This is a genomic window from Mesorhizobium sp. M0340 (assembly GCF_040321535.1).
Classification (GTDB): Bacteria; Pseudomonadota; Alphaproteobacteria; order Rhizobiales; family Rhizobiaceae; genus Mesorhizobium.
On record NZ_JAMYRR010000009.1, the window covers coordinates 171807 to 189661 of the forward strand.

16 protein-coding genes and 1 pseudogene are annotated in these 17855 nt (G+C 62.9%); 9 read left to right on the forward strand and 8 right to left on the reverse strand.

Going from position 1 to position 17855, the window contains the following annotated elements; genetic code table 11:
• Nucleotides 1-4: 4 nt before the first annotated feature.
• Both NKI79_RS15840 and choX read right to left on the reverse strand, forming a co-directional pair.
• Nucleotides 5-844: an alpha/beta fold hydrolase gene (locus NKI79_RS15840; RefSeq protein ID WP_254820641.1), complete on the reverse strand. Its 840-nt coding sequence runs from the start codon at nucleotides 842-844 to the stop codon at nucleotides 5-7.
• Nucleotides 841-1776, reverse strand: a complete 936-nt coding sequence (gene choX / locus NKI79_RS15845) for a choline ABC transporter substrate-binding protein (protein ID WP_352802589.1) — start codon at nucleotides 1774-1776, stop codon at nucleotides 841-843. Before choX ends, NKI79_RS15840 begins: the two co-directional genes overlap by 4 nt.
• A gap of 123 nt (nucleotides 1777-1899) precedes the next feature.
• Between choX and betI the strand changes: the two genes are divergently transcribed.
• The 5 genes from betI to NKI79_RS15870 all read left to right on the forward strand — a co-directional run bounded on the left by betI (nucleotide 1900) and on the right by NKI79_RS15870 (nucleotide 6042).
• The gene (gene betI / locus NKI79_RS15850) at nucleotides 1900-2502 is read left to right on the forward strand and encodes a choline-binding transcriptional repressor BetI (protein WP_352479299.1); all 603 of its coding nucleotides are present in this window, start codon (nucleotides 1900-1902) and stop codon (nucleotides 2500-2502) included.
• A gap of 112 nt (nucleotides 2503-2614) precedes the next feature.
• A complete protein-coding gene (locus tag NKI79_RS15855; RefSeq protein WP_352802592.1) occupies nucleotides 2615-3373 on the forward strand; it encodes an SDR family NAD(P)-dependent oxidoreductase in 759 nt (252 codons plus the stop codon).
• A gap of 143 nt (nucleotides 3374-3516) precedes the next feature.
• Nucleotides 3517-4914 carry a class II fumarate hydratase gene (gene fumC, locus NKI79_RS15860; protein WP_352802595.1) on the forward strand — a complete coding sequence of 466 codons (1398 nt, stop codon included), beginning with the start codon at nucleotides 3517-3519 and terminating at the stop codon, nucleotides 4912-4914.
• A gap of 160 nt (nucleotides 4915-5074) precedes the next feature.
• Entirely contained in the window at nucleotides 5075-5509 is a 435-nt protein-coding gene (locus NKI79_RS15865) for a DoxX family protein (protein ID WP_352479295.1), read from the forward strand.
• Between the two features lie 119 nt (nucleotides 5510-5628).
• Complete coding sequence (locus tag NKI79_RS15870; protein ID WP_352802598.1) at nucleotides 5629-6042, forward strand: DoxX family protein; 414 nt, start codon at nucleotides 5629-5631, stop codon at nucleotides 6040-6042.
• Nucleotides 6043-6213: 171 nt separating this feature from the next.
• Here NKI79_RS15870 and ppx read toward each other — a convergent pair whose 3' ends face one another.
• Both ppx and NKI79_RS15880 read right to left on the reverse strand, forming a co-directional pair.
• Complete coding sequence (gene ppx, locus NKI79_RS15875) at nucleotides 6214-7746, reverse strand: exopolyphosphatase (protein WP_352690666.1); 1533 nt, start codon at nucleotides 7744-7746, stop codon at nucleotides 6214-6216.
• Nucleotides 7746-9947 carry an RNA degradosome polyphosphate kinase gene (locus tag NKI79_RS15880; RefSeq protein ID WP_254820633.1) on the reverse strand — a complete coding sequence of 734 codons (2202 nt, stop codon included), beginning with the start codon at nucleotides 9945-9947 and terminating at the stop codon, nucleotides 7746-7748. Before NKI79_RS15880 ends, ppx begins: the two co-directional genes overlap by 1 nt.
• 149 nt (nucleotides 9948-10096) lie before the next feature.
• On the opposite strand from NKI79_RS15880, the gene NKI79_RS15885 reads away from it, so the two are divergent.
• Together NKI79_RS15885 and NKI79_RS15890 are read left to right on the forward strand one after the other, a co-directional pair.
• A complete protein-coding gene (locus NKI79_RS15885; protein ID WP_254820632.1) occupies nucleotides 10097-10342 on the forward strand; it encodes a zinc-finger domain-containing protein in 246 nt (81 codons plus the stop codon).
• A 19-nt stretch (nucleotides 10343-10361) separates the two neighbouring features.
• Nucleotides 10362-11594: an FAD-dependent monooxygenase gene (locus NKI79_RS15890; protein ID WP_352802600.1), complete on the forward strand. Its 1233-nt coding sequence runs from the start codon at nucleotides 10362-10364 to the stop codon at nucleotides 11592-11594.
• A gap of 15 nt (nucleotides 11595-11609) precedes the next feature.
• Here NKI79_RS15890 and NKI79_RS15895 read toward each other — a convergent pair whose 3' ends face one another.
• On the reverse strand, nucleotides 11610-12281 hold the full coding sequence (locus tag NKI79_RS15895; RefSeq protein ID WP_352802603.1) for a TIGR02117 family protein: 672 nt from the start codon (nucleotides 12279-12281) through the stop codon (nucleotides 11610-11612).
• A 104-nt stretch (nucleotides 12282-12385) separates the two neighbouring features.
• Here NKI79_RS15895 and NKI79_RS15900 point away from each other — a divergent pair, with 104 nt between their 5' ends.
• Together NKI79_RS15900 and NKI79_RS15905 are read left to right on the forward strand one after the other, a co-directional pair.
• Nucleotides 12386-12649, forward strand: coding sequence for a metal-sensing transcriptional repressor (locus NKI79_RS15900; RefSeq protein ID WP_023719742.1), 264 nt, complete (start codon nucleotides 12386-12388; stop codon nucleotides 12647-12649).
• 5 nt (nucleotides 12650-12654) lie between these two features.
• Nucleotides 12655-13608, forward strand: a pseudogene (locus tag NKI79_RS15905) (cation diffusion facilitator family transporter); the annotation flags it as partial.
• A 94-nt stretch (nucleotides 13609-13702) separates the two neighbouring features.
• Here NKI79_RS15905 and NKI79_RS15910 read toward each other — a convergent pair.
• The 3 genes from NKI79_RS15910 to NKI79_RS15920 form a co-directional block, all read right to left on the reverse strand.
• Nucleotides 13703-15619 (reverse strand): multicopper oxidase domain-containing protein, encoded by a 1917-nt coding sequence (locus NKI79_RS15910; protein ID WP_352802605.1) that lies wholly within the window; start codon nucleotides 15617-15619, stop codon nucleotides 13703-13705.
• Between the two features lie 255 nt (nucleotides 15620-15874).
• On the reverse strand, nucleotides 15875-16624 hold the full coding sequence (locus NKI79_RS15915; RefSeq protein WP_031212005.1) for an amino acid ABC transporter ATP-binding protein: 750 nt from the start codon (nucleotides 16622-16624) through the stop codon (nucleotides 15875-15877).
• 69 nt (nucleotides 16625-16693) lie between these two features.
• Entirely contained in the window at nucleotides 16694-17851 is a 1158-nt protein-coding gene (locus NKI79_RS15920) for an amino acid ABC transporter permease (RefSeq protein WP_352802608.1), read from the reverse strand.
• Nucleotides 17852-17855 lie beyond the last annotated feature (4 nt).

The following is a 17855-nucleotide window of genomic DNA, read 5'->3' on the forward strand; positions in this document are numbered from 1 at the left end:
GCTCTCAGCCCAGATTGCCGGTCGCTTCGAGGTCGGCTTCATTCCAGACCTTGAAATACCGGGCGATGGCTGCCGCAACCAATGCCGGATCCTCCCAGTGCGGGTTGTGTCCGCACCGCACCGCGCTTACAAACGCGGCGGCGGGGATTTCTTCGAGGAGCCGCCGTTGGTGCGTTTCGTCGAAGAGCAGGTCGCGCCCGCCCGCAATGACAAGCGCCGGCAGGTGCAGCGTGCGCGCCTTGTCGGTCAGATCGACGCGCCGAACCTGCTCCAGGATTGCGCACCAAAGTGCCGCCGGCATGGCTGACGCTTCCTTTGCAGCCATGGTCAGGAAGTCCGCTGGAACCTCGGCCTCGCAGGCATGCCAATATTCATAGAACGGATCGGCCGGCGATATCGGGTCTCGAAGTGCCCGCACACCAATGGTCATCGGGTGATCCTCACCGATCTGCGGCCGCAGCGTTCCGGCCATCAGCACCAGGCCACCGATCATCTCGGGGTAGCGCGCGGCTGCCTCGATCGCCACCATGCTGCCCAGGGAATGCCCGACCAGAACCGGCCGCTCGAGCCGCAATCGCTCGATCAAACTCGCCACATCTTCCGCGAAATCCGCCGGGGCGAAGCCGCGTGTCCCGGCCGGCGAGGCGCCATGCCCGCGCAGGTCTGGAATGACACGCCGGCGCCCGGCGAGATGCGGCGCCAGCAAGGAGAAGCTGCGGCTCGTGTCGGAGAAGCCGTGCACCAGCACCAGCGCGGGCTCCTGCCCGGCGATTTCGACGCAGGCCGTTTCAGCACCGACCTTGCGCTTGCGGCCGTTCCAGCCCGCCTGATCGGCCGATATCACAGGCCGAGCTGCTGCTTGACCGCGTCGAGCGCGGGCTTGCCATCGAATGTGGTGACACCGGCAAGCCAGGCGCCGAGCCTATCCGGATTCTCCTTGACCGCCTTCAGGCCGGCTTCCTCCGGCTTCATGCCGTCATTGATGAGATAGCCCATGCCGAGATTTTCGAAATCGATGTCGAAGGCGAGATTCTTCAGCAACTGCCCGACATTCGGGCATTGCTGCAGATAGCCCTTGCGCACCTGCGTCGTCACCGTTGCGGCGCCGAAGTTCGGTCCGTAGAACTTGTCGCCGCCGCTCAGATATTTGAAGTCGTACATCGTGTTCATTGGATGCGGCGCCCAGCCCTGGAAGACGATGAAGCGCTTTTCCTTGATCTCGTAGCCGACCTCGGAAAGCATGCCGGCTTCACTCGATTCGACGACCTGCCAGCCATCGAGGCCGAGCGACTTATCAGCGATGGCGTCCATCATCAGCTGGTTCGAGCCCGGCTCGATGCCGTACATCTTCCTGCCGAACTTGTCGGCGAACTTTTGCAGGTCGGCAAAATCCTTGACGCCGGCCTCCCAGACGTAAGTCGGCACGGCAAAGGTGTATTTGGCGCCGACGAGATTGACGCGCACATCGTCCACCGAGCCGTCCTTCTTATAGGGCTCGTAGTAGGTGATCATCGCCGGATCCCAATAGCCAAGGAACACGTCCAAATCATTGTTCTTCAAGGATTCATAGATGACGTTGATGCCCAGAAGCGAGCTTGCCGGCTTGTAGCCGAGCGCATCGAGCAAGACGCTGGTGACGCCGGTAGTGAAGGCAAGGTCGTTCCATCCAGGCTCGGCCATGCGCACGACCTTGCATTGCTCGGGTTCAGCCGCAAAGGCCGGCTGGATCGCCAGCAGGACGCAGAGCGAGGCGCCTATTTCAAGGCAACGCAGCATTTCGGTTCTCCTCATTTCACCAACGACGTTGACCATTCGGTTTTTAAATTGTCCCAACGGTCAATCATTGATCTCGGCGGACAAAAATGTCAACGTCGGTTTTCGATGCATGGATCCCGGCCCGTGAAACTCAAGCGTCTCAGCGACATACGCCGCAAGGAGCTGCGGCAAGCCGCCTTTGCCGTGCTTCAGCGCGAAGGCATAGCTGGCGCCACCATAGAAAAAGTGGCGGCACAGGCCGGCGCGTCGAAGGGCATCGTGCTGCACTATTTCAACAGCAAGCGGGAGCTTTTCGAGCATGCCATGCGCGAATCGAACCTGGTGCTGCGTCATGCGGTGGTCGAGCGGTTGAGGCAGGCGCGCACGCCAATGCAACGGATAGATGCCATCATCGAAGGCAATTTCGAGCCGCATCTCTTCCAGCCGTCCCTCTGCCACGCTTGGCTTTCGCTTTGCGCGGAGGTGCCGCGCGACGAAAAGCTTGCCCGCATCCAGAAGGTCATCCATGCGCGCATGCGCTCCAACCTGCTGTCCGGCCTGCGCGGCCTGGCGCCGGCGCGCGATGCTGACGAGATCGCTTTCGGCGTCACCGCCCTGATCGACGGGCTGTGGTTGAGGCTTGGCCTGCAGCCAGGCAGCGTTACGCGTGAACAGGCCATTCATCAGGTCAAGGATTTTGTCGCTACCCGGCTGGCTGTTCGGCGCGGTGCAGCCGCTGCCGAATAGCCAGGCGCATCAGCCGAAAGTTCATATTGTAGGATAAGCCGGAGGCTTGACCACAATCGGCAACGGCGCTGCTCTCCTTACCAGACAAGACGACAATGCGCGGGAGTGTTGGATGAGACTAGGCGGCAAACGGGCACTGGTCACCGGCGGTTCGGACGGGATCGGGCTGGCAATCGCCGAGGCTTTCTCGCGCGAAGGCGCGGACGTGCTGATCGTCGGCCGCGACGGCAAGAAACTCGACGCCGCCCGCGAGCAGCTCGGGAATAATGTCGAAACGCTGTCGGCCGACCTGTCGGCCAGCGCCGGCATCGACGCCGTGGTCGAGCATGCCAGGCGCGGCCCACCTCTCGATATCCTCGTCAACAACGCCGGCGTGGCATTCCTGGTGCCGTTCGAGACCGTCAGCCAGGACCAGTTCCAGCAATCGTTCGCGCTCAACGTCACGGCCGTATTCTTCCTCACGCAACGGCTGTTGCCGCATCTCGCGCCGGGCGCGGCTTCGGTGATCAACATCTCGTCCTATTTTGCGCACAAGATGATCCCGAAGCGGCCGTCCAGCCTCTATTCGCTGTCGAAGGGCGCGCTCAATTCGCTGACCAAATCGCTCGCATTCGAGCTTGGGCCGCGCGGCATAAGGGTCAACGCCATCGCGCCCGGCACGGTCGACACAGCGATGCGGCGCAGGTCGATCGAAAACCTGCCGGAGGCCGCGCAAGCCGAGCTCAAGGCCTATGTCGAGCGCAGCTATCCGCTCGGCCGCATCGGCCGGACTAGCGACCTTGCCGGCATCGCGGTCTATCTCGCCAGCGACGAGGCGGCGTGGACCAGCGGCGGTATCTTTGCCATCGACGGCGGGTATACGGCGGGGTGAGGAGCGCGCCCTTCCTCCTCCCTTGTGGGAGAAGGAAAAGGCGCGGCTTCAACCGATTTGCATCTCCCTCGCCCGCAATCTCCGCTTGAAGGCGTTTGTGCAACGCGATACGCCGTTTGCAAATTGCAAACCGGAGAGACTTCGTGAGCGCGCCAGAGACCAGAACCGAAACCGACACGTTCGGTCCCATCGAGGTCGCCGCCGACCGCTATTGGGGCGCGCAGGCGCAGCGTTCGCTGGCCAATTTCAAGATCGGCTGGGAGAAACAGCCGGCCTCGATCGTGCGGGCGCTGGGCATCGTCAAGCGGGCGGCCGCCGAAGCCAACATGGAGCTGAAGCGGCTCGATCCGGCGATCGGCAAGGCCATTATCGAGGCCTCCCAGGAGGTCATCGACGGCAAGCTGAACGACCATTTCCCGCTGGTCGTCTGGCAAACCGGCTCAGGCACGCAGTCCAACATGAACGCCAATGAGGTGATTTCCAACCGCGCGATCGAGCTTTTGGGCGGCGTCATGGGGTCGAAGAAGCCGGTGCATCCCAATGACCACGTCAACATGAGCCAGTCGTCGAACGACACCTATCCGACGGCCATGCACATCGCCTGCGCCGAGCGCATCATTCACGACCTGCTGCCGGCGCTGAGACATTTGCATGCGGCACTCGACGCCAAGACCAGGGCTTTCGCCCACATCGTCAAGATCGGCCGCACCCACACGCAGGACGCGACGCCGCTGACGCTCGGCCAGGAGTTCTCCGGCTATGCGGCGCAGGTCGCCTCGTCGATCAAGCGCATCGAAATGACCCTGCCCGGCCTGCAGGAATTGGCGCAGGGCGGGACCGCGGTCGGCACCGGTCTCAACGCTCCGGTCGGTTTTGCCGAAAAGGTGGCGGCGCGCATCGCCGCGATCACCGGCATCGATTTCGTCACCGCGCCGAACAAGTTCGAGGCGCTGGCCGCCCATGATTCCATGGTGTTCTCGCACGGCGCCATCAATGCCTGCGCGGCGGCGCTGTTCAAGATCGCCAACGACATCCGCCTGCTCGGCTCCGGCCCGCGTTCGGGCCTCGGCGAATTGTCGCTGCCGGAAAACGAACCGGGCTCGTCGATCATGCCTGGCAAGGTCAATCCGACACAATGCGAGGCGATGACACAGGTTTGCGTGCAGGTGTTCGGCAACAATGCGGCGATCAGCTTCGCCGGCAGTCAGGGCCATTTCGAGCTCAACGTCTACAATCCGCTGATGGCCTATTGTTTCCTGCAATCGGTACAGCTGCTGGCCGACGCTTCGGCGTCCTTCACCGACAATTGCGTCGTCGGCATCGAGGCCCGCGAAGACAACATCAAGGCGGCGCTCGACCGTTCGCTGATGCTGGTGACGGCGCTTGCGCCGACGATCGGCTACGACAACGCCGCCAAGATCGCCAAGGCGGCGCACAAGAACGGCACCACGCTGCGCGAGGAAGCGCTGGCCACCGGGCTGGTCAGCGAAGCCGACTATGAGCGGCTGGTGCGGCCGGAGGACATGACGCATCCGGGCTAGGGGTGTTGATATGCCTGGATCACAACACCCATGTTCATCGCGAAAACGTTACCTGGGTAAACAATCCGTAACCAATCTGACGTCTTTGGTGAACAGTCGGCCTGCGCTAACTAGGCGGGTATCCCAAGCCGTTTGGCCAAACCCTTCTGGAGAGTTACGCATGTCCACCAACACGTCCACCAACGCTTCGTTTGCCGGTTCCGGAACCGCCGCCGGCGCCTCGGGCACGATCCTGCTCGGCCGCCTCCTGCTTTCTGTCATCTTCCTGCTTTCCGGTTTCGGCAAGCTGACGGCGATTGCCGGCACCGCCGGCTATTTCGGCAGCCTTGGCCTGCCGCTGCCGATGGTGACCGCCATTGTCGTCGGCCTTATCGAACTGCTTGGCGGCCTGGCCATCCTCGTCGGCTTCCAGACCCGGATCGTCGGTTGGGTAATGGCGATCTTCACCGTCGCCACCGCGCTGGTCGCCCACACCGGCTGGGCCGATCAGATGCAGATGATCAATTTCATGAAGAACCTCGGCATTGCCGGCGGCTTCCTCGTGCTTGCCTCCTCGGGCCCAGGCGCGTATTCGATCGACGCCAAGCGCGGCTGAAGCAGTCCAGCGTTTCCTGAACAAAGGGGCGCGGAATTTTCCACGCCCCTTTTTCGTTGTCGGTTTAGATCCGCTGGCTGGAACTCTGCTAGGATCGGTCGCCGATATCGGAGGAGACCATGCCTCGCAATGCGCTGCTCTTGCTTTCCCGGCTGCTGCTCGCCGCGCTGTTCGTGCCGTCCGGCTTCCATGCGCTTGCCGACATCGCCGGCACATCAGGCTATTTCGCCGGCCTCGGCCTGCCGCTGCCGACGCTGGTGGCTTGGGCGACAGGCCTGTTCGAGCTGATCGCCGGGCTGCTCATCCTCGTCGGCTTGAAGACGCCGGTCGTGGCGTTGCTGCTCGCTGCGTTCTGCATCGCGGCGGGCTTCCTCGGTCATTATGGCCAGGGCGGCGACGATCCGACCCTGACCTTCATGCATTCACAGATGCTGATGAAGGACATCGCCATAGCAGGCGGTTTCCTGGCGCTGGCAATGGCTGGTGCGGGCGCCTGGTCGGCCGACGGGCGGCTGGTTGCAGCGAGCGCCTAAGCTGCCGCCTGGTTTATTCGGTGTCCAGAAAAACGAACTTTGCGAGACGGCTCACATTGACGGGCCCGCGAAGAGGACGAAGATCCCGGCAACCAACAGCTGAAGAACCTGCCTGGATTTCACGGCGTTTCCCTTCTTTCCTCAACGGTCGCGACGCGACAGCGCGGGCGTCTATTTGACAGACATGCTAGGCCCGCCCTCGACCGCCAGCACCAGCCGGCGGTTGGTCACCCTTGCCAGTTGTGCCAGCCGGCCGGCCGGCCGCTCGCCGTAAAGATCGGCCAGCGCCGCCGGCAGCACCAGCGCCAGCACGCCATTGCCGCGGTTTTCCCATTTCAGTCGCGGCATGACGCCGGGCATTGCCGCGCTCAGCAAATAGACGACGCGCAGCAGCGCGGCCAGCACGCGGGCGCGCTCGAGATAGCGCGGCGTCGCCAGCCCGCGGATTTCCGGAGCGGCTTCATTGAACACGCCCTCGTGGCGAAACAGGCTGACAAGCGCCAGGAAGGCGCGGCCGGGATGGTCGACGCCAATAAACGAGGCGTGAGCGATGATGTTGAGCGATTGCTTGCCGCGATATTCGGGATGGGCACGCCAGCCGATATCGGCGAGCAGGCAGGCGGCGTGGCGGTAGCGCGCCTCATCCCTGGTTTCGTCGATGCCGAAGGCGGCGAACGCCTTGCCGGTCCATTCGACAAGCTCATGCGCGTGGTCGACCGAGCGCGAGCGCAGGCGGGCAAGCTCTTCCGCAGCCGAGATCAGCGGATCGGCTTTCTGCTCGGCCTTATCGAGCAGCGAATAGAGAAAGCCCTCGCGCACGCCCAGCGCCGACACGATGATCTTCGACGGCTGCATCGCCGCCATGATCTCCTGCAGCACGATGGCGCCATAGGGCAGCAGCGAGCGGCGGTTCTTGGAGATGCCCTCGATGCCTTTGATCTTATCGATCTCGGCTTTGGCGACCTGCCGGAGGAAGTTCGCGGCGCTTTCGATGCCGATCTCGTAGTGGTGCATGACGCCGAGCGGGTAGTTGGTCATTTCCATGTGCAGCCGGGCGAGGTTTCGCCAGGTGCCGCCGACTGTGTAGAAGGCCCTGCCCTGCCCGCCCTTCAGCAATTTCGCCCGCGCCAGTTGCTCGCGCGTGATCCTTGCCGCCTGGGCCAGCGAGTTCTTCGCCATGTCCTGCAGGCGCAAGCCGCCCAACGGCAGCGTGATGCCGTCACCGATCGTCTCACCGTCGATATCGATCAGTTCGAGGCTGCCGCCGCCAAGGTCGCCGGCGATGCCGTTGGCCGGATGGAAACCGGAGATGACGCCGAGTGCCGAATAATGAGCTTCCTCGCGACCGCTCAGCACCTGGATCTCGGTCCTGAGCACATCCTCGGCGCGGTGGATGAAGTCGGGGCCGTTGACCGCCTCACGAGCGGCGGCGGTCGCCAGCACATACATGCGCTCGGCGCCGGCCTGGTCGGAGAGCGCGCGGAAGCGGCGGAACTCTTCCATCGAACGCGTCACCGCCTCGGGATCGAGCTTTCCGGTCGAAACGATGCCGCGACCGAGGCCGGCCAGCATCTTTTCGTTGAACAGCAAGGTCGGCGAGCGCGCCAGCCCCTCATAGATCACAAGACGGATCGAGTTCGACCCGATATCGATGATGGACAGCGGTCGGCGGTCCTGGAGCCGGCCCTGGGACGCTGAAATCATCAGCCCGTCGCTGCGTTCTGTTTCTTGCGGCGTTTGAACTGCGCGATGCGCTTGGGCGCATGCGACTTCAACGCATCGCCCCGTCCGGACAGGCTCGGATTGGTCATGAAATATTCCTGCGCGTTGAACGGTTCCTCGCCCTCCTCCAGCACGACGCGCCGGGAGGTTCCGTCAGCCAATACGTCGAAACTTTGCTGGTTGTCCATGATGTTGCCGAGCATGATCTGGCCGAGAACCTGCTCATGCACAGTTGGATTGGTGATCGGCACCATGGTCTCGACGCGGCGGTCGAGATTGCGCGGCATCAGATCGGCCGAGGAGATGTAGACGATCGCCCCGTCCGAGGGCAGGCCGTGGCCGTTGCCGAAGCAATAGATTCGGCTGTGCTCGAGGAAGCGGCCGACGATCGACTTCACCCTGATGTTCTCCGATAGGCCGGGCACCTGCGGTCTCAGACAGCAGATGCCGCGCACGACGAGATCGATCTCGACGCCGGCGCGGCTGGCATCGTAGAGCGCGTCGATGACGATCGGGTCGACCAAGGCGTTCATCTTCATCCAGATGCGGGCCGGTCTGCCCTCCAGCGCGTGGCTGATCTCATCCGAAATGTGCTGGAGGATGCGGTCGCGCAGCGTGAACGGCGAGATGGCCAGCCGCATCTGCTCGGCCGGCTCGGCATAGCCGGTGATAAAGTTGAACAATTGGGCGACATCGCGCGCGATTGTCGGGTCGGTGGTGAAGAAGGACAGATCGGTGTAGATGCGAGCGGTGACCGGGTGGTAGTTGCCGGTGCCGAGATGCACGTAATTGCGCAGCCTGCCGTCCTCGCGCCGCACGACCAGCGACATCTTTGCGTGGGTCTTCAGTTCGAGAAAGCCAAAGACGACCTGGACGCCGGCGCGCTCGAGGTCGCGCGCCCAGCGGATGTTGGCCTCCTCGTCGAAGCGCGCCTTGAGCTCAACGAGGGCGGTCACCGACTTGCCGGCCTCGGCGGCGTCGACCAACGCGCGTACGATCGGGCTGTCGTTGGAGGTGCGGTAGAGCGTCTGCTTGATCGCCACCACTTCCGGGTCGGCCATTGCCTGGCGCAGAAACTGCACCACCACGTCGAAGGATTCGTAAGGGTGGTGGACGATGATGTCCTTCTCGCGGATCGCGGCAAAGCAATCGCCGCCATGCTCGCGGATGCGCTCGGGAAAGCGGGGATTGTAGGGGGTGAATTTCAGATCGTCGCGGGCGACGGCGACGATCTCCGAGATCTGGCTGAGCGCCAGCGGACCGGTGAGCACGCTGATCCGGCTGGCCGAGACGCCGAGCTCGCCGGCGACGAAATCGCGCAATTCGGCCGGCATCGACCTGTCGAACTCGATGCGGATGACCGAGCCGCGGCGTCGCCGCTTCAGCGCCGTCTCGAACAGCCGCACCAGATCCTCTGATTCTTCCTCGACCTCGATATCGCTGTCGCGGATGATGCGGAACGTGCCGGAGCCCTTGACCTCATAGCCGGGAAACAGCTTGCCGATATAGAGACTGACCGCCTCTTCGAGTGGAATGAAGCGGACATGATGCTTGCGATCCGGCAAACGGATGAAGCGCCTCAGCGCCACCGGCAGGCGCAAAAGCGCGCTCATTTCCTCGCCGTTCTTGCGGTGGCGCAATTGCAGCGCCATCGAGAAACCGAGGTTGGGAATGAACGGGAACGGATGCGCCGGGTCGATCGACAGCGGGGTCAGGACCGGAAATACCTGCTCCTGGAAATGGTCCTCGAGCCAGGTCTTCTCGTCCTTGGTCAGCGCATCGCGGGTGATGCTTTCGATGCCCTGTTTGTCGAGCAGCAGCATCAGCGCCGAAAGGCTGTTCTGCTGGTCCTCCTGCAGGCGCTCGACCTCGCGCAGCAATTGTTCGAGCTGCTGCTCGGGAGTGCGCCCATCCGGGCTCTTCAGCACGATGCCCTCGCGTACCTGACCGGCAAGACCGGCGACGCGGACCATGAAGAATTCGTCGAGGTTGGCAGCCGATATCGACAGGAACCGGACGCGCTCGAGCAGCGGATGATTGGCGTTCAGCGATTCTTCGAGCACGCGCCGGTTGAATTGCAGCCAGGAAAACTCGCGGTTGACGAAGCGGTCGGGATTGCCGCCTTCGCGGCTCGCCGCCTCGACGGTGATGAATTCGCTCTGCACCGGCTTCAGTTCGTTCATGGTTTCCGCTCTTCCCACACCGTTCGACGACCACAGCCTTAACCGGCTTAACTTATCCTCTGACAGGCTTTTGCGACAGTTTCATTTCATCGATCTTGCAAAGAGACGGGTTATGATCCAGATGCAATCGACAAGATCAGGAGACGACGATGGCAGGCGGTTCCATTCCCCATTTCCAGAACGATGCGGGCTATCCGGCAATCGACATCGGCGTCAAGGAATTCATGTGCACCGGCGCCAATCCGCCTTTCGACCATCCGCATGTATTTCTCGATATGGGCGACGACAATGAAAAAGTCTGCCCCTATTGCTCGACGCTCTATCGCTATTCGCCCAAGCTGAAGGCATTGGAAACGCAGCCGCCGGGCTGCCTCTATATCGACCAGGCCGCCTGATTCTTCCGCGACAAGCCTGATGCGAGAAACGCAGTCCCGGCAGGTGGTCATCGCCGGGGCGGGCGTCGCCGGGCTGACGACGGCACTGGCCTTCGCCGAGCGCGGCTATCGGATAAAACTGTTCGAACAGGCGCAGCACCTCGAGGCTGCCGGCGCCGGCATCCAGCTTTCACCCAACGCGACACGCATCCTTCGACAATTCGGCGTACTCGATCGGCTGCTGCCGACGGCGGTGCGGCCGGAGGCGGTCGTGCTGAAGGATGCCGTCACGCTGCGCGAACTGGCACGCGTACCGCTTGGCCAGGTGGCTGAAAGGCGCTGGGGAGCACCCTATCTCGTCGCCCACCGCGCCGATCTGCAGTCAGCGCTGATGGAGCGGGTAGCCGAGCGGTCCGAAGTCGAGCTTGTCACCGGTGCCCGCGTCGGCGGCGTCGCAACCGGACCGAATGGCATCACCACAACAGTCGAGATTGCCGGCACGACCATCGAAACCGAAGCATCGTTGCTGGTCGGAGCCGATGGCGTCTGGTCGTCGGTGCGAGAAACGCTCGCCCGCAAGGCGGCCGATTTCCGGAGAAGCCGCTTCTCGGGCGAGCTTGCCTGGCGCGCAACGGTGGCCGCGGACAGCCTCGCCGGACAAGCCTTCAGGGTGATCGGTGCGCCCGATTGCGTTACCACATTCCTCTATCCAGGCTTCCATATGGTCGCCTATCCGGTCAGCCGTGGCGCGGTCTTCAACCTCGCGGCCTTCACCAAGGGCGAGCGCATCGCCGAGAGCTGGTCGGGGCATGCCGACCCCGCCATCCTCGCCAGCGCCATGCGCGGTACCGCGCCGGCGCTGGTCCGTCTGGCGAGCGAGGCCGCGCCATGGACGGCATGGCCGATCCATACCGTCGAGCGGCGGCGGTGGACGACGCCGGAGGGCATAGCGCTGATCGGCGATGCGGCGCATGCGATGACGCCGTTTGCCGCACAGGGAGCGGCGATGGCGATCGAAGACGCGGTAACCCTTGCCGGTTTCGTTGCCACCTCGCCTGCCGATCTCAGCAGCGCGCTTGTCGCCTGGGAACAGGCGCGGCAGCCGCGCGTCGCCCAGGTCGCCCGCCGCGGCGCCCTCAACCGCCTCGCCTGGCATGCGGCCGGGCCGGTGGCGATGGCCCGCAACCTGTTCCTGGCGATGCGCTCACCCGAAAAACTCGCCGCTGATCTGGACTGGCTCTATGGCTGGCGGGCGGACGCTCGGCGGTCCTAAGTCATCGGAGCCTTGTCAATTGTAAAGCCGCATCGACAGGCTAAGCGAGGCCGGCAGCGGGTTCCACCAGCCGGTGCGCAGGCCGGCGGTGCGCAGTGCCGCCGCCGCCCAGGTGTTGCAGCCGACCAGCGCGTTGAAATGGCCATTGGCTTCGAAGAAACGATCGAAACGGGAATAGGCCGCATCCTCGATCGGTTTGGCCCCGTTCGGTCCGTGCTGAAAACTCACTGCAATGAAATGGAGCAGCGCCGCAAAGCGTTCCTCACTTACGTCGAAGCCGGCGACGTCGGGATGCGGCTCGGTGATTTCGCCTGAAATGTCGACATGCATCACCGAGGCATCGACGGTCAGCGCCTTCATCACCGGCACTGCCTTCAGTTCCGACCAGGTCGGCGTCTCGAGATAGAAGGCGCGGCCGCCCCAGCCGAAGACGATGTAGCGGACCTCCGCCATGTCGGCCGGAATGCCGGCATCGACCAGGAAGTGGAAGCGCCGGCGCACATCGTCGTCGACCGGGATGGCGATGTCGGTGTGGATCGGATTTTTCAGCACCACGATGCGGTGGCTTGCGCCGATCGGATCGGCAGCGGCCGCCGGCCAGAGCGGGCGCGGCAGCAGCGTGCCCAGCGCCACCGCAAGGACTGCTGCAACGACCAGCAGGCCGAGAAAACGAGCAAGCTTCTTCATGGGGAAGGCATAGGCCAAGCAATGTTCAAGGTGAAGCCTCTCCGGAAATTGCACAGCTGACTTAAAGCTTGACGCGTATCCTCCCGGGGAGGATATGCAGAGGCATGTCAGATCACCTCCACGCTTCGCATCCTTCCATCATAAAGCGCCTGAAGCGCGCGCAAGGCCACCTTGCGGCCGTGCTGGCGATGATCGAGGCGCATCGCCCTTGCGTTGATCTGGCGCAGCAGCTTCATGCCGTCGAACGAGCCATCAGCAGCGCCAAGCGCGAGCTGATCAACGATCACATCGAGCATTGCCTGACGGACAGCGTCGAAACCGGCGGCAACTCGCTGGCGGAACTCAAGCAGCTGGCGAAATATCTATGAATGCCATCGCAGCCCGCATTCTGGAATGGCTCGGGTTCGGCTCGCACGCCGCACATCATCACGGCGGTCACGGTCCGCACGGCCACAGCCATGGCGTCATCGATGCGACAATTGCCACCACCGATCGGGGCATCTGGGCAATCAAATGGTCGTTCGCGATCCTGGCGATCACCGCAGCATTGCAGATGGTCGTGGTTGTGCTGTCGGGGAGCGTGGCATTGCTGGCCGATACGATCCATAACATCGGCGATGCGACCACGGCGATCCCGCTATGGATTGCGTTCGTGCTGGCGCGGCGCAAGCCGTCGCGGACCTTCACCTATGGCTTGGGCCGGGTCGAGGATCTGGCCGGCATCATCATCGTGCTCATCATCCTGTTCAGCGCTGTAGTCGCCGCGTACCAAGCCATCGACAGGCTGATCAATCCACACATTGTGACCCATCTCGGCTGGCTGACTGCGGCGGGCGTTGTCGGCTTCCTCGGCAACGAGGCGGTTGCCGTGTTCCGTATCCGCGTCGGCCGCGAAATCAACAGCGCGGCACTGATTGCCGACGGCTATCACGCCCGCACCGACGGACTTACCAGCCTTGCCGTGGTCATCGGAGCCATCGGCGTCTGGCTCGGCTTTTCCTTGGCCGACCCGATTGTCGGCCTGCTGATCACGATTGCGATCTTCGGTATCGTCTGGCAATCGGCCCGCTCGGTGCTGACCCGCATGCTGGATGGAATCGAACCCGGTGTGATGGATGAAATCCGACATGCCGCCGAGCACGTTCCGGGCGCACGCATTGTCGATGCCAAGGCGCGCTGGATCGGTCATAGATTGCACGCCGACATCGCAATTGCCGCAGACGAAACCCTGCCGCTCTCGGAAGCGAACAACATCGCGGCAGCGCTGAAGGACGAACTGTCCCGGCATATGCCGGCCTTGGCTACGGCGAATGTGCGGTTTTCAACCGAACGTGGAGAGAACGACCATCCGCACCCTCACGAGACGTGCATGACGAAAACCACGGCCACGAGCACTGACGCTCCTTTTTAGACGGCTACGGTCAGGTGACATCGATGACGACCATCAGCCCGCCTCCGCCCTTCTCCTCGACATTGTTGTTCGTGGTGTGATGCGGGATGTGGCAATGGATCAGCCATTTGCCCGGACGCTGCGCCTTCCAGATCACGTCGTAGCGCTGACCCGGCCCGACATTGACCGTATCGGCAAGGAAACGACCCGAGGCAGCGATCGTTTCGCCGTCGCGGGCAACGACCTCGAACGGTCCGCCATGGATATGCATCGGATGGATGAAGCCGTTGTTGGTGCCGATGAACCGCACCTTGAGCGTCTCGCCAACCTTCATCGGGATCGTCTCGGTCGAGGGATAGGCCTTGCCGTTAATGGTGAAGAAATTCGGCATGCCGCCGTCCATCGGCATCGACGGGTAGGTCAGCCCTTCCCGCACCAGCCATTCCTGAAGCTCGATGACGTAATCATGGTCGGCCGCGACCTCGTCGGCGGGATTGGCGGGATCGATGATCAGCGCACCGTAGAGGCCGAGCGCCTGGGTCCGGTCCGGCTTGGCATGGGGGTGATAGAAATAGGTTCCGTGCTGGGTCGCCGTGAATTCATAGGAATACGATTGTCCAGGCTCGATCGGCGGTTGGGTAATCTCAGCCGGTCCATCCATCTGGTTCGGCAAGATCATCCCGTGCCAATGGATGGTTGTTTCCTCAGGCAGGCCGTTGGTGACGTTGATCCTGACCCGATCGCCCTGGCGGATGTGGATACGCGGACCAGGAATCTGGCCGTTATAGGCGTAGGCATCGACCGCAATGTTCGGCAGGATTTGCCAGCGGATCACCGATGGCCTGAGTTCGAACACCTTCACACCGTTCTCAATTCGAAACGGCAGGTCCTGGTCACCCCTTACCGTCAGGCCATAAGAGGCGGCCACGAGGCGCGGATCGGTAGCGGCCATGTCGCGCATCGCATCAGCCGGCGTGTCGCGATCCATGATCATGCCTCGCGGCATGATCACCCCGCCGACGTCGCGTGCCGACAGCGTCAGGTTCAGCCAGTTCGCCGGCGCGATCATGCCGATGCCGAGCGCCAGCAGGGAGACGGCACCCAGGGCAGCGACCTGCGGCATCGTGGCATCTGTCTCCATGTGATGGCCGCCGCCTTTGCCTTTGTGGGAAGCCATATCGTGGCCTCGCCCGTGATGGCCGCTGGCGTCGGCCTGCTGCATTTGCATCTGCGCATGTTGCCTCGTGGCAGGCTGCTCCCGACCATCGATGCCGGCTGCCTGCGCGCGCTGCGTCATCAGCCCATGCTTCAGCCCCCGCGCGACCAGCCAGACATTGGCCGGGTAGGCAAGCGCAAAGCCGGCGATGACGCCGATCGACATCACGCCCCAGAACAACAGCTCCGTCGGTTCCATCGCGCGCATGTCGCGGCCCATCATCAGGAAGCTCATGACCGGCGCCATGCCGGCCATCATGAAGTTCATGGAGATGAACTCGGGCAGGAAGCTCTTGCGCACGTTCTCCCAATAGGTGCCGCCCATCATCGATTTCATGAACAGCGATTGGAAGATGAACAGGCCGAAGGCAAAGCCGGCCAGATATTCGACGATCAGGTCGATCCACATCGGCAGGCCGAGCGCCGCCGTGACGGCGGCGGCAAGAATGATGCCGGTGGCATCGCCGGCGACGCAGTGGATGGTGGAGCCGACGCCCTGCTTCCAGAGCGGCCGGGTGAAGAGTTCATGCTCGCCCGGCCGAGGCTCCTTGTCGGCGAGCACGTAGAGCAGCAAGCCGACCGGACCCATATAGAGGGTGACCAGAATGAAGCCCCATTTCATCACCACCGGCTCGGGATTGTTGCGATATTGGTCGAAGCCGACATAAAGCGTCGAAACCAGCGCCAGCGCGAACCAGACGACGAGGAAATAATCGATCGGTTGGATGAGCATCAGGATGAACCCGTGACCTGCCGCCGCACGCGCCCACGCGGCTCGCTATACAACTCCCAATGGCAATGAACGCAGCCGGCGCGCTTATGATCCGCGCCGGCCTTAGTTACCAGGTTGCAACGTGACCACTCGAACGACCTGAAGCGCGCTTGCTATCTTCTCGCGCAGTGCACGGTCAGCGCTCGTCGAATACGCGCGAAGCCAGCAAGACAGAGGCTTGATCCGCCGCTCTTGTCCCGAACCCGGCGTACAGGATCAATGCAGGATCTGCGACAGGAACAGTTTCGTGCGCTCGTGGCGCGGGTGGTCGAAGAACTCGGCCGGCGTGTTCTGCTCGACGATCTGGCCTTGGTCCATGAAGATCACCCGGTTGGCGACTTTGCGCGCAAAGCCCATCTCGTGGGTGACGCAGAGCATGGTCATGCCTTCCTCCGCCAGCCCGACCATCGTCTCCAGCACTTCCTTGATCATTTCCGGATCGAGAGCCGAGGTCGGCTCGTCGAACAGCATGATGCGCGGGTTCATGCACAGCGAGCGGGCGATCGCCACGCGCTGTTGCTGGCCGCCGGAAAGCTGGCCGGGATATTTGTTGGCCTGTTCCGGGATCTTGACACGCTTGAGGAAATGCATGGCGATTTCCTCGGCCTGTTTGCGCGGCATCTTGCGCACCCAGATCGGCGCCAGCGTGCAATTCTCCAGAATGGTCAGATGCGGGAACAGGTTGAAGTGCTGGAACACCATGCCGACCTCGCGGCGCACCTCGTCGATCTTCTTCAGATCGTTGGTCAGTTCCTTGCCGTCGACGATGATCTTGCCCTTCTGGTGTTCCTCCAGCCGGTTGATGCAGCGGATCATCGTCGATTTGCCGGAGCCCGACGGGCCGCAGATGACGATGCGCTCGCCGCGCATCACCTTTAGATTGATGTCCTTCAGCACATGGAATTCGCCGTACCATTTGTGCATGGCGATGATGTCGATGGCGACATCGGTGGTGGAAATGTGCATCTTGGCGGCATTGACCTTGATCTCTTCCGCGCTGACGGCGTTTTCTATGGCCATGACAAGGTCCCCTTTTTAGCGTTTGTGGCCGGTGTCGAGACGGCGTTCCGTGTACATTGAATAGCGCGACATGCCGAAGCAGAACAGCCAGAAGATGAAGGCCGCGAACACCAGGCCGGATCTGGCCGTCTGCGGCGTCGCCCAATTGGCGTCGGAGAAATTCTGCTTGACGATGCCGAGGAGGTCGAACATCGAGATCACGATGACCAGGCTGGTGTCCTTGAACATGCCGATGAAGGTGTTGACGATGCCGGGAATGACCAGCTTCAGCGCCTGCGGCATGACGACCAGGCCCATCTTCTGCCAGTAGCTGAGGCCGAGCGAATCGGCGCCCTCATACTGGCCTTTGGGGATCGCCTGCAGGCCGCCACGCACCACTTCGGCCATGTAGGCGGCGGCAAACAGCGACACGCCGATCAGCGCGCGCAGGAACTTGTCGAAGCTGACGCCGGCCGGCAGGAACAGCGGCAGCATCACGCTGGCAAAGAACAGCACCGTAATCAGTGGGATGCCGCGTACCGTCTCGATGAAGATCACGCACAGCAGCTTGACGATCGGCATGTTCGAGCGCCGGCCGAGCGCCAGCACGATGCCGACCGGCAGCGACACGGCTATGCCGACGAAGGACAGGCTGAGTGTCACCAGCAGTCCACCCCAGAGCGGGGTTTCGACATAGGGCAGGCCGAACATGCCGCCGACCAGCAGAACGAAGGCGACGACCGGCAGTACGAAAAAGAGAAGAATGGCGTTCAGCCCCTTGCGCGGTACGCGCGGAATGAGCAGCGGCACCAGCAGCGCCACGAACAGGATGGCCACCAGGATCGGGCGCCAACGCTCTTCCAGAGGATAGCGGCCGAACATGAACTGGCCGAACTTGGCGTTGACGAAGGCCCAGCAGGCCCCGGTCCAGCCGTCCGGCTGGATGCCGCCCTGCGCCACGGTGGCGCAGACCGTGCGGTCCGGTCCCGTCCACTGGGCGTTGATGAAAGCCCAATTGACGATCTGCGGCAGGATCATGGCAACCAGCACGATGCCGATGATGGTCAGGATGGCGTCGCCGGTCGATGCGATCAGATTCTTGCGGATCCAGGCGGTGAGGCCACGCTCGCTCGATGGCGCCGGTTGGGCCAGCGCCATCTCCGTCCGCACCCAGGACATGTCGTGTTCCTGCATGTCC